General features: G+C 43.2%; 9 protein-coding genes and 1 pseudogene. 8 read left to right on the forward strand and 2 right to left on the reverse strand.

What is annotated here, in order from left to right; all coding sequences use genetic code 11:
* Positions 1–25 precede the first annotated feature (25 nt).
* From QR40_RS17640 to QR40_RS33795, 8 genes and pseudogenes are all read left to right on the forward strand, one after another.
* Entirely contained in the window at positions 26–1,849 is a 1,824-nt protein-coding gene (locus QR40_RS17640; protein ID WP_044296174.1) for a cache domain-containing sensor histidine kinase, read from the forward strand.
* Positions 1,842–3,416, forward strand: a complete 1,575-nt coding sequence (locus QR40_RS17645) for a response regulator transcription factor (protein ID WP_044296176.1) — start codon at positions 1,842–1,844, stop codon at positions 3,414–3,416. Before QR40_RS17640 ends, QR40_RS17645 begins: the two co-directional genes overlap by 8 nt.
* A gap of 174 nt (positions 3,417–3,590) precedes the next feature.
* Positions 3,591–4,892: an ABC transporter substrate-binding protein gene (locus QR40_RS17650; RefSeq protein ID WP_044296177.1), complete on the forward strand. Its 1,302-nt coding sequence runs from the start codon at positions 3,591–3,593 to the stop codon at positions 4,890–4,892.
* A 77-nt stretch (positions 4,893–4,969) separates the two neighbouring features.
* On the forward strand, positions 4,970–5,854 hold the full coding sequence (locus tag QR40_RS17655; protein WP_052430907.1) for a carbohydrate ABC transporter permease: 885 nt from the start codon (positions 4,970–4,972) through the stop codon (positions 5,852–5,854).
* A gap of 12 nt (positions 5,855–5,866) precedes the next feature.
* The gene (locus tag QR40_RS17660) at positions 5,867–6,694 is read left to right on the forward strand and encodes a carbohydrate ABC transporter permease (protein WP_044296179.1); all 828 of its coding nucleotides are present in this window, start codon (positions 5,867–5,869) and stop codon (positions 6,692–6,694) included.
* A gap of 57 nt (positions 6,695–6,751) precedes the next feature.
* Entirely contained in the window at positions 6,752–7,801 is a 1,050-nt protein-coding gene (locus tag QR40_RS17665; RefSeq protein ID WP_044296180.1) for a uroporphyrinogen decarboxylase family protein, read from the forward strand.
* 53 nt (positions 7,802–7,854) lie between these two features.
* Entirely contained in the window at positions 7,855–9,921 is a 2,067-nt protein-coding gene (locus QR40_RS17670) for an alpha-amylase family protein (RefSeq protein ID WP_044296181.1), read from the forward strand.
* 577 nt (positions 9,922–10,498) lie between these two features.
* Positions 10,499–10,776: pseudogene (locus QR40_RS33795) on the forward strand (group II intron reverse transcriptase/maturase); the annotation flags it as partial.
* Between the two features lie 264 nt (positions 10,777–11,040).
* Here QR40_RS33795 and QR40_RS17680 read toward each other — a convergent pair.
* A complete protein-coding gene (locus QR40_RS17680; protein ID WP_044296183.1) occupies positions 11,041–11,904 on the reverse strand; it encodes an alpha/beta hydrolase in 864 nt (287 codons plus the stop codon).
* Positions 11,905–11,913: 9 nt separating this feature from the next.
* Positions 11,914–12,045 (reverse strand): DUF6783 domain-containing protein, encoded by a 132-nt coding sequence (locus tag QR40_RS33800; RefSeq protein ID WP_416389798.1) that lies wholly within the window; start codon positions 12,043–12,045, stop codon positions 11,914–11,916.
* Positions 12,046–12,148: the final 103 nt, after the last annotated feature.

Here is a 12,148-nt window from a genome sequence, read left to right on the forward strand (position 1 = left end):
AATTAGGTGTTGGAGGTATGAGAATTTGGAAAATAAGTTAAAATCCTATTGGGAGAGGCTGGGTATACGGAATAGACTGCTGCTGATGTTCAGTGCGCTGGTCATAATTTCCGTAAGTTTGTGCGCGGCGGTTTTATCCATATACTGGTCCAGAGAGCGGATCAGCAGTTTCGACACATACGCTGATGAAATTACAAAGCAGGTAAGCAAGTCGGTGGATGCCTGTCTGCAGAATATAGACAGGCTGGCAATCTCAATTGCATACAGCGATAATATACAGCAGGTATTAAGCGTGAATTACAGACAGCACTTTGAAATGTATGCTTCCAATGAAAAATTAGCCGGCTGGTATCTGGCTAACGCTCAAAATTCTTATAATGGTATTCAGTCAATATATGTCTATGATCTTCAGGGACATTTGTTTTCCACACCAATGAATTTTATTAATTCTGACTATAGAATTCAGCAGGAGGAATGGCTTCCGGAATATGCGAGGTCTGATGCCCGGACATGTATTATCGGGCCATATGTCAACCAGCAGGAGACTTATCCCAGAGAAGAGGTTATCTCCATAGTCCGTAAAGTGAAGAATATGATGACGATGAAAGATGCGGGATATGTTCTCATTAATGTCAAAATTGAGGATATCCTGAATAATAATTTACAGAAAATCTGGGAAGCGGATGGAGGAACGCTGCTTATTGTCACAGATACAAATCATATTGTATTCGATTCAGGAAAGCTTTTCGGGGGAGAAAATGCCATGGATGTAGGATGGTTTGCCAAATTAGAGAAGAGTGACAACCATTTTGATTATAAGTATCAGGGCAGTAAGAACCGGGTGATTTTTTCACAATGTGAAAACAGTGGATGGTTTGTATTGCGTATTGCAGAGCATCAGCAGTTGTACTCCAGTGTACACAAGATGCTGATTTTTTCAGCTGTAATAGCAGGTTTAATTATAGTTGTTATTTTTTTGCCGATGATGGCATTTGCAAATGGTTTTGTATGGCCTATTATCAGGCTCCAGAAAAGTATGCTGCGTCTGACGAATGATAACTTTGATCCTTTTACAGAGCCGGAAGATGAAAATGATATTATTCTGCAGTCCGATGGCGGCAATGAAATTGCTCTGCTCACGGAGAGTTTTAACCATATGGCATTAAGGTTATATTCAATGATTCAAACAATTTACCAGACAGAGGATGAGAAGCATAAATTGGAAATTGCAGCTTTGTCGGCTCAGATCAATCCCCATTTTACATACAACACGCTCAGTACAATTAAACAGATGGCACTTTTGCAAAATGCCGGGGGGATCGCTGATCTGACAGACGCAATTACCAGTTTGCTGCGTGCAACTGCAAGATATAGTGATGGAGGCAGTACTCTGCAAAAGGAACTGGATTTGATCCGCGATTATATTTTCATTATGCAGATGCGGTATTATGAAAACTTTAAATGCAGCATTGCAGCGGAAGATGGGACACTGGAACAGCCAATGCCCTGTATGCTGCTTCAGCCGATTGTAGAAAATGCCATATTTCATGGTATCTATGGTATAGACCGCCAGGGCATCATTGATATTCATGCGCGCATTGAGGATGGAAAATTTTGCATTGCCGTGGCTGACAATGGGAAGGGCATCAATCCCGAACAGATGAAGGTATTTCTGGAAGGGCCTGGGAGGTCGGAAAACAAGTATGAAAACGTAGGTGTCTACAATGTACACAGAAGGCTTCAGCTGCATTATGGGAAAGAATATGGGCTGAAATTCGGACAGAATCACCCATATGGGACTACTGTAACGATATTGATTCCATTGAAGGAGGAAAAAATACATGTATAAGGTGATCATTGCAGATGATGAACCTCTATTGAGGTTTGCGGTGCGCAATCTGCTGAGATGGGAAGATTATGGCTTTGTTGTTGAAGGAGAAGCGGGAGATGGGCTTGAAGTATTGAAAATGGTACAGGAAATTAATCCCGATCTCATTTTTACAGATATCCGTATGCCTAACATGGATGGTCTGGAGATGGTAAAACTGCTGCATGAGGAAAGTGCAGCATCTGTTGTGATTCTGAGCAATTATGATGATTTTAATTATGCGCAGGCAGCCCTTCGTTTGGGGGTAGATGATTATGTGCTCAAGTCTGCTTTGGATGAGGAGCATTTGGAGCGGATTTTGGAAAAGGTACGAAGAAAACTTGAGGCATATCAGCAGCAAAATCCACCGCAGGAGAATTTGGAGAGAAAGACAAATAATATGACAACAATACTCAAAGAGATGATTCAACGAAAAGGGGTGACGGATATTATTGCAGAGGCAGAACCGCAGCTGCTTTCTCTGCTAAATGGGATGTATTATGTGATATTTGTAACGGATTCAGAAGCTGACTACCTGCATCGCATCTATGAGTCAGCAGAAAACTCTCCCATTTCTATGTTTAATAATTTCATAGAGAATATAGTGAGAGACAGGCTCCATAACCGGGGGTGCTATTTCTTTATTAAGGATGCAGGATGTGTTGTCGTGTTATCCCGTCTGGACTTTGATGAATTGGATGGAAAAGGTCTTTTGCATAGTATAACGAATTTACTTGAGCGATATACGAACCGGATATACCTGGCGGGAATCAGCCGCTTCGGACAGGGTACAGAACAGTTTTATACATTGTATAAAGAGAGTGTTTTTGCAGCTGACCGCTATTTTTTTGATCAGACCAAACGGGTGATTTCTTATGACGCGGTCAATGCACCGTCATCGGATCATATGCGCACTCTGTTGGAGCGGATTTTCGAACAGGCAGGCGAAATGTCCTGGGTCTCCGGCATACCGCTGACAATTTTGGAAATGTTGGATGAACTAAAAGATACACAACTCTTGTCTGCCAACTGCAAAACAATTCTCAGTAACGTTCTGTTGCTCTATGGAATGAAATTGACGGGTGACCATAATGAATTTATGAATTTAAATGAACGCTTTGCAGAGAAAGTGCAGTATGCCGGTACTTATTCAGTTATGAGGCAGGAAGTAGAATCCCTTCTGGACTGCATGGGAACCTGTGTAAATGAAATGGGTAAGTATTCTTTGCCAGTTCTCCAGACAATTCAATGGATTAAGGACAATTACAGAGAACGCATTACACTGGTGCTGGCCGCGGAACAGATGGCAGTACATCCCAATCATCTGAGCCGTATTTTTTCGCAGCAGACAGGGAATTCCTTCAGCGCATACCTCAATGATTACCGAATGGAGAGAGCAAAAGCACTGCTTTTGGACAGAGCACTTTCTGTCCAGGAAATAGGTGAAAAGGTGGGAATACCAAACGGAAAATACTTCGGAGATGCATTCAAAAAGTGGTGCGGTATGTCACCAAGGGAGTACCGCCAGATGGTTTTGAAGCAGAAATAGTTAAAAAAACAGGAAAAAAAGCTATCATAACAGAAATTAAAAATTACGGCTGAAAAGATGATACAGAATAGGGAGTATACGTTATCAAAAAAGGTTCCAAGTTACCGAAATATTATGTATAATCCAAACTACAATATACTTCATAAATAAAGAAATGGAAACGGGGGATTAGGAATGAAAAGGATGAAGAGTATCCTGGCAGTTGGTTTGGCAGTGGTAACGATGGGAGCAACGGCGGCTTGTGGGAATGCAGACAGTGAGAAACCCAAGGAAAAATCCAGTGTTAAACCCAAAATTGTTTTTTGGGATATGGTTTGGGGCAACGAGGAATCCATTACCATTGCCGAGGAGATGTGTGCCAGATACAGCGAGGAAAATGATGTTGAAGTAGTTTATCAGAGTGTGCCATGGGATAACTTTTACCAGACGTTTCTCACCGCAATTGCGGCAGGCGAGGCACCGGACTGCAGCAGTGGTTCCAGTTATATGCCGATGCAGTTCTATGATATGGACGCCATCTATCCGCTGGATGATCTGATTGCTAAAATGTATGAAGACGGCGAGATTGAGGATTACGCTTTGGAGGATTTGGTGCAGGGATACAAGTACAAGGACCACTATGTTGCTCTGCCATGGGGAATTGACATGCAGGTTGCATACTGCCGTACAGATATTCTGGAGGAGCATGGGCTGTCTGTTCCAACCAACTGGGAAGAATTTCGTCACTGTCTGGAAGTTCTGGCAGAGCCCAAGAACAATAAGTATGGTATGGTTCTGACCGGAAACGGGAATAACGGAAAGACCATGTTCCAATGGACAATCAATAATGGCGGCGGCCTTTTCAACGAGGCTGGTGAGCCGGATTGTGTCACTGACCGCAATATTGAAGCTGTTGATTATCTGTTGGGTCTTATCAATGATGGACTGGTGAACCCTGCCAGTGCAGGTCTGACTTCCGATGATTCAAAGTCCGCTTTTGCAAAGGGTGAAGCTGCATTCCACTGGGGGAATCCGGGACTGGTATCCCAGCTTCCGGAACTGGCTGATAAAATTGCAGTGCTCCCACCTCTCGAAGGACCTCATGGGGACAAGGGTGCAGTTTACTGGAATGCGGGACTAATGGCTTATTCTCAAAGCGAGTATCCGGAGGAAACCTGCGACTTTATGCGTTGGTTTGTTGCAAATATGACGTCCTATTGCGTGGACGGCAAATTCTCCATGTTCCCGGCACGTAACACAGTTTTGTCCGATCCGGCTTATGCCGAGGATCCGGTGGTTCAGGACATCGTTGACGAATATCTGCCTGTTATGAAGACTATTGCGGCAAATGGCACGGAGATGTTCAGTGAACTGAGCGCAGTTGAGTCTGATGGCACACTGGATGCAGTTATTCAGAGTATGTTTACTCCGGGTGCAACGGCGGAACAGATTCTGAAAAAGGAACAGGAAAATCTGGAAATGATTCTTGGTAAGTAAATCCCGATGACTTATTTTCGATGACTTATATGACGGGAACAATACGTTCCCGTCACCTCATAGATAGGAGGTTCAATGTGAAAGAGCAACGAAGCTTGGAGAGAAGAAAAAGAGATTATATGTTGTCCATGGGGTTTTTGTTACCCTCTGTCATACTGATCGGCTTCGTAAATCTCTATCCGGTAATCACCGGTATCCTCTACAGTTTGAAAGACGGAAATATTGTAAACACCGGAGACTTTGTCGGACTTCAAAATTATCAGTCAGTGCTTACCAGTTCCAGGTTCTGGAACGCAATGGGGTTCTCCCTTCTGTTTTCACTTGTTACCATTATAGGAAGTTATGTGATTGGTCTTACCCTTGCACTGATTCTTAACAAAGATGTGCCCGGCCGTGGATTTTTCCGTGCAGCATTTATTATACCCTGGGTTATACCGACGATCGTTTCTGTTTCAGCGTGGAGATGGCTGATAAATGATCAGGGCAGTCTGATTAACGTATTGCTCGGTTATCTGAATATTGAGCCGATTATGTTCCTTGCTGATCCGGTATGGGCGCGTGTTACGGTGTGCATAATTAAGATCTGGATCAGTTATCCCTTTGTACTCATATCTCTGCTGGCTTCCCTGCAGAGTATTGGTACGGAAATGTATGAATCTGCCCGTCTGGATACTTCCAGCGGAGCAAAGCTGTTCCGATATATTACCTTGCCGCATTTAAAGCCCACTTCGATCATTCTCGTTATACTATTAACAGTCTGGTCATTTAATGATTTTGGTCTGATTTATCTCCTGACGGGAGGCGGACCTGACATGGCAACAGAGAATATGGTATATCTGGCATATCTGTATCCGTTTACTTACAACAAGATAGGACCTGGTTCGGCTATTGCCGTTATAACGTTAATTTTGCTTATGATTCTGGCATATATAATGATGAAAATGCGCCGGAATGAAGAATAGGAGGTAGATAACATGAGAACAAAAACCCAAATCAGGAGATGGGTGCTGTTTGCTGTATTATGTGCTGCATTTGTCGTTGCGTATCTGCCTATATTCACAATCGTTGCCAACAGCTTCCGCAGCGAGGCAGAAATCTTGGCAAAAGGTTTTTTGGATTCTGTTTATACGCTTGATACATATAAGAAACTTCTGTCCAATTCTGAGTTTGTGGGATATCTGAAAAACAGTCTGCTTGTTTCGATGGCTAGTGCACTAGCTAATATTTGTATTTCAACCTTTGCAGGTTATGCAATTTCGCGTTTCAAAAACAGACTGGTTAAAGGCTACTCAAGCCTGCTGCTGCTTTTACAGATGTTTCCGCTGATTCTGTGTGCAGTGCCACTGTTCATCGTTTTCCGTTCTGTGAATCTGATGAACTCTTATACGAGCATCATTATATTATATACGGCAACTTCGCTGCCTTTCACCACATGGATGTTCAGAGGGTATTTTGATGAAATACCTCAAGAGATTGAGCAGGCAGCATGGATCGATGGCTGCGGTCGTTTCAAATCTTTTCTGAAAGTAGTACTGCCGCTGTCAGGACCTGGTATGGCATCTGTTTCCATTTATTGTTTCCTGCAGGGCTGGAATGAGTTTTTTCTGGCTAACATTTTCCTGATGGACAATGCCAAACGTACGCTTCCGGTAGGTATTTCCATGTTTATTAATCAGTATAGCCGCGATTATGGTCGTCTTTCCTGTGCGGCAGTACTGGCAATGATTCCTACATTTATATTCTTCCTGGTGGGGCAGAAGTATATTGTCGGCGGCGCAATTTCAGGATCAGTCAAAGGATGATGTGCGTCAAATCATTCTTGAAAAGATTCAAAAAATTATAATATGGAGGAAAAACAAATGAATTCAAAAGAACGTGTCAGGGCAGCCGTAAAATATGGCAATCCCGATAGAATTCCTGCAGCATTCGAGGCAGTACCGCCTGTAACATCCCGCCTATTGAAAGAGTACGGTTTTTCCAGCGTGGATCAGATTTATGATAAGTTTCAAATTGATATTGCCTGCATCCATTCGCGATATATCGGTCCAACGCTTAAAGAGACCCGGAATGCAAAAGGGGATACAGTGAGGGAAACCTACTGGAACTATGAAGAGACAATGTATACCACTAATGTGGATACTTATTTTACCACCACCCGTTACCCGCTGCAGAACTGCAAGACGATTGAAGATGTAGATAAGATGGGGTGGCCGGATCCGGACTGGTTTGATTATGAGCATATCAGGCGCCGGTGCGAACACTATAAGGATAAAGCTATCATTTTTGGTCACGAGGGTCCTTTTCAGATTGTCACCTTCCTGCTTAGTATGGAGGATTTTTTCGTACTGATGATCGAGGAGCCGGATGTGGCAAAACACATTTTAAAGCGTATGATGGATTTTGAACTGGAGTACTATGAACGTACATTGATTGCCGCAGACGGCCAGATTGATTTTATCCGTCCTCATGACGACTATGGTACGCAGATCAGTCTGTTGTTCTCTATGGATATGTGGAGAGAATTTTTTAAAATAAATACGAAGAAGCTGGTAAATCTGGCTCATAAGTACGGAGCATTTTATCAGCAGCATTCTTGCGGAGCTATTGCACCCCTGATCCCGGAATTGATTGACTGCGGCGTTGATGTTCTCGAACCGCTTCAGAAGGTTCCAGGTCTTTATCCGGAAGACCTGCAATCCCACAGGGGAAAGATCTGTTTCCATGGAGGTATTGACACGCAGAATCTCATGCCCCATGGGACACCCGGACAGGTAGCTGCCGAGGCCCGGTATTATATGGAGAATTTAGGAAAGGGCGGTGGATATATTCTCATGTCCAGTCAGGGGCTGGAGCCGGATGTACCAACGGAAAATATAGAGGCCCTTTTTACTGTCAGCAGAGAGTTTTAATCCGGCAAGTGGTGTTTTGATAAAAAGAAGATATGGAAGGAGAAATAAAAAGTATGTGGATTAAAGGTAATTACAGGCGCATGTTTCTGGATATGCATATAGCAGATGATAAGCCCGAATATTTAAGCAGGCTGGATCCTGAAAAACTGGTTGCAATGTTAAATAATGCAGGAGCACAGCAAATCGTGGTCAAATGTCGTACACACACAGGACTGGCACATTATCCCACCAAGATCGGATTGATGCATAAAGGCCTTCATGGACGGGATTACGTGAAAGAAATGATTGAGCTGTGCCACAAAAATGGCATTGCCGTAAAAGCTTATTTTTCTCAGAATTTTGATAATTATGCTTATGATATCCATCCTGAATGGCGTATGGTTAACGGCTTGGGGCTGACTTCACGTGAGGAGGAAAAGTATACAGCTGAAAGTATGTTCCGTAAAGGACGTTACGGCATCGTCTGTCCGAACAACGAGGAATACCGTCAGTTCGTGCATGACTGCCTTACAGAAATTACCTGGAATTATGAATTTGAGAGTATTTTTCTGGATATGCCATTCTGGCCGGAAGTATGTTTCTGCCCAAGCTGCCGCAAGAAATATAAAGAGTCATCCGGTAAGGATGACCTGCCGCGTATAGTGGACTGGTCCGATCCGGAGTTCCGTGAATATCAGTATCTGCGTGAAAAATGGATGGCTGAGTTCTGTGCCCTTAGTACTAAAGCGGTCAAGGATGTGAGGCCTGAGGTTACAATAGAGCACAATATGTGTGTAAATACGTCACCCTGGAGGCACGGCACCAGCGATTTGGTAGGAGAGGAGTGCGATTACATTGGAGGTGACCTGTACGGTGGTATCCTTGAAGAAAGCTTTATTTGTAAATATTTTCGTAATCTGACGAAAGAACTGCCTTTTGTATATATCACATCCCGCTGTGATCCGGGTCTGCAGAGCCATACTACAACTAAGACGATGGAGGAGTTCCTGCTTCATGCCATGACAGCGCTGGTGCATGACGGAGCACTGTCAATTTGTGACGGAGCAAACCCTGATGGGACTCTGTCAGATGAAGTATATGCAGTGGGTGGTCCGGTCCAAAGAGCCTGGTCAATCTCAAAGAACTATGAAAAATATGTAGGCGGCAGGCTGAATACGAATGCAACGATCTGGTTCCCGACCCACTCCAAGTATGACTGGTCAGAAAATGGTGATAACGTTTGTGTGGAAGAGGATTATAAAGAGCCTGATAAGAGGTTTATCTATGATAAGCTTGATGTATGCAAGATCCTGCGCACAGAGAACATCCCCTTTGATGTAATCCCCAGCAGGAGACTTGATGTAATCCCGAACAATCTGCTTATTATTTCGGAAGTGGTGAATATTCGTGATGAGGAGATGGAAAAGATCGAGAAGTTTGTCAGGGAAGGCGGAAATATTTATCTGTCCGGACACTTTGGACATCCGCGCCTGCCGGAGCTCCTTGACATAAAGCACCTCGGTCAGACTGACCATAATGTGACCTATATGAGCTGCACACCTGCCGGCCAAGATCTGTTTCAGGGCTTTACGAAGCAAAGTCCTATGGCGGTTCAGGACAGACAGGAACTTATGGAAGTGACAGGCGATGCGCAGGTATTGGCAACCATTACGCTCCCCTACACGATGACAGGAAGACGTGAATTTTCTTCCATCCATTCTGATCCTCCTGGTGTGAAGACGGATTATCCGGCCATGATCCTCAAGAACGTTGGAAAAGGTAAAATTCTGTACGCAGCCGCACCCATTGAGCGCAGCAGGCCGCTTATGAGCAGACGAGCATTTGCACGCATCATACGCAGATTAATGGGAACGCCGGTGTTCACATCTGATGCACCGGGTTTTGTAGAAGTGATAAACTGGGAGCAGAACAACGGTAAAAGTTACTTTACTGTTCTTAATCAGCAGGAAGAGGCCCCATATATAACGATAAAGGACATCACGGTTACAGTCCCTTATCAGATCAAAAGCGCCCATCTGGTTGAGACAAACGAGGCTCTGAAAGTGGAGTGTAACGGCAGCAGTTCGGTTATTTCTCTGCCAAAACTTGAAGTATTCCTAATGTTTGAGGTGGAAAAGTAAATCACTGGTTATAGCGGTATAGTACATCAAATGCTAGCGGTATAGCATACCCAATACTATATCGCTTTTCATAGTGTGCCAGGCATGGCATTAATCTAGCTGGTGCAAGTCCGGTCACGGGTATTTACCGCCAAGTGTAGCGAACCACAAGTTGGTATCAGTAATGGTATAGATGAAGGAAGTGGTGTAGCAAAGTTCCCCGCCTACGAACAGAAACTTGATCAGGCGATTAGGTGGGTTAGGTTGCTATACAAACCGAAGCCCCAAAGGTAAACGTAAAACCGAAGTTGTAAATCAAGAGGTTGTGAAACGAAAGATTAGTGTCTTACCCTCGGGAGACCCTACCCACATATCGCAGGATATGGTCGAAAAAGGTTCAGGGAGGGAGTCAGATGAAGTCATAGTAGGCATAAAGCCGAAGGACTGAAACGATTTATAGTACAAATCGTTATTAAGAGAATGATGCATAAGCCAGAAATCAGATGGATAGGAAAAATAGGAACGTAACCGAGAAATACTATTTATATCGGGAGGGGCGATGTGTATAAATTTTGTAATAATCAGAGGAGTAACAACAATGGAATTAATTGACGTGATTGCATCAAAGGAAAATCTGAATAAGTATTATAAGAAAGTAGTGGCAAATAAAGGGGCAGGCGGGATAGATGGAATGGAAGTGGAAGAACATGGTGCCTATATCAGGGAAAACAGAGACCTTTAGGCATACCGATAGTCCTGGACAGAGTAATCCAGCAAGCCATAGCCCAACCAATCATAGAAATTTATGAAGAAATATTCAATGAGTACAGTTATGGATTCAGACCTGGAAGAAGCTGCCACGATGCAATAAAACAGGCAAAACCAGAAATATAAAAATGGATTTGATGACCATGAGGCAATCTACAAGGTCGCAAACTCAAGGGTCGGCTGGTACAGAAGAAGTGGAATGAATGTAGTGAACTATATCATCAGTCCGGAGTTGCTTGAAAATAAAATAAAGGACTGAGCAGGGTTGCTCAATCCTTTATTTTACTATCTAAGAAAAGTTGGAATATAAGTTGTAGAGCCGTATACGAGAACCGTACGTATGGGTCAACGGGAGGAAAATAATGCTTGCCATTATTTCTCTACCCTATTCGCTTGTTCATTATATTTCTTCTGTTCCGCAAAATAATGTTTCACGGCATACAAATATTGTCTTTCAAATTCCACAATGGCTTTTTTGCTCACTTTTTTGAATGGGAGAAGCATATCGAATGCATGAAAACAATTCGGGTAGACATCAGTCTTTGCCTTCACACCGGCGTTCTTCAGGTTTTTGATATAAGTAAGCGTTTCACAGTAAAACGGATCATTATCACCTACAAAGGTATATGCAGGTGGCAAATCTGAATAATTGGTTTGCCTTGCAGGAGCAGCGTATGCAGGAACATTCCCTTGCCACAAATCACCCAGATATGCTTTCCAACCTTTATGATTGAGCTTTGTATTCCAAACAGGAGCGTGGTTATCACGAGAAGATTCAGTATCTCTGTCATCAATCATGGGATAAAGAGGCATCTGATATGCAATATTTATTTCACCCTTATCTCTGGCATACATACAGGTTGCAACTGTCAAACCGCCACCGGCGCTTTCACCGCCAATCATAATCTGACTGGTATTTATGCCTAATTCCTTCGCGTGTTCTTTTAAATATTTTAATGCTGTATAGCAATCTTCCAAGGCGGCAGGATAGGGAGCTGCTTTGGAGAGACGATATTCCGGAGTCACAACGACAGCACCGTATTTTTTCACAAGTCCTATTGCCCGAGAGATATAGAGCATCTTTGCCATTCCCGTAATATATCCGCCACCATGTATCCATAAAATTCCCGGAGTTTTATTCTTTGGCTTCACATTTACAGTAGGTTTCAGAATATATAGATCCATTTCTTTTTCGCCAGACAGAATCTGGATTTTTTTCATTGTATATTTTTTCATAGTATACCTTTACATTCTAGAGAGCGTTTTAAAATTGTTTTCTGGCAGTTGTGCGTCACATTCTGTGGGAGAATTTTCCCGGATGAAAGGTGCGCAGCGGGCTATGTAACCTGAATCCGGGGCAAATATGCCGCTGCGCATGCAGATGGCGGGAATGAATTTTCAAACACGCTCTAATATATCTTTCAGCATCATATTATATACCTCCACAAATTTCAGTTTAGTGCCACTGATTTCATGTACT

Origin of the sequence: Robinsoniella peoriensis (assembly GCF_000797495.1) — a bacterium.
GTDB lineage: Bacteria > Bacillota > Clostridia > Lachnospirales > Lachnospiraceae > Robinsoniella > Robinsoniella peoriensis.

Bases quoted from the DNA above. Each gene is read 5' to 3' on its own strand.
- QR40_RS17645 (WP_044296176.1), top strand. From the start codon at position 1,842: ATGTATAAGGTGATCATTGCAGATGATGAACCTCTATTGAGGTTTGCG.
- QR40_RS17650 (WP_044296177.1), top strand. From the start codon at position 3,591: ATGAAAAGGATGAAGAGTATCCTGGCAGTTGGTTTGGCAGTGGTAACG.
- QR40_RS17660 (WP_044296179.1), top strand. From the start codon at position 5,867: ATGAGAACAAAAACCCAAATCAGGAGATGGGTGCTGTTTGCTGTATTA.
- QR40_RS17665 (WP_044296180.1), top strand. From the start codon at position 6,752: ATGAATTCAAAAGAACGTGTCAGGGCAGCCGTAAAATATGGCAATCCC.
- QR40_RS17670 (WP_044296181.1), top strand. From the start codon at position 7,855: ATGTGGATTAAAGGTAATTACAGGCGCATGTTTCTGGATATGCATATA.
- QR40_RS17680 (WP_044296183.1), bottom strand. From the start codon at position 11,904: ATGAAAAAATATACAATGAAAAAAATCCAGATTCTGTCTGGCGAAAAA.
- QR40_RS33800 (WP_416389798.1), bottom strand. From the start codon at position 12,045: ATGCGCAGCGGCATATTTGCCCCGGATTCAGGTTACATAGCCCGCTGC.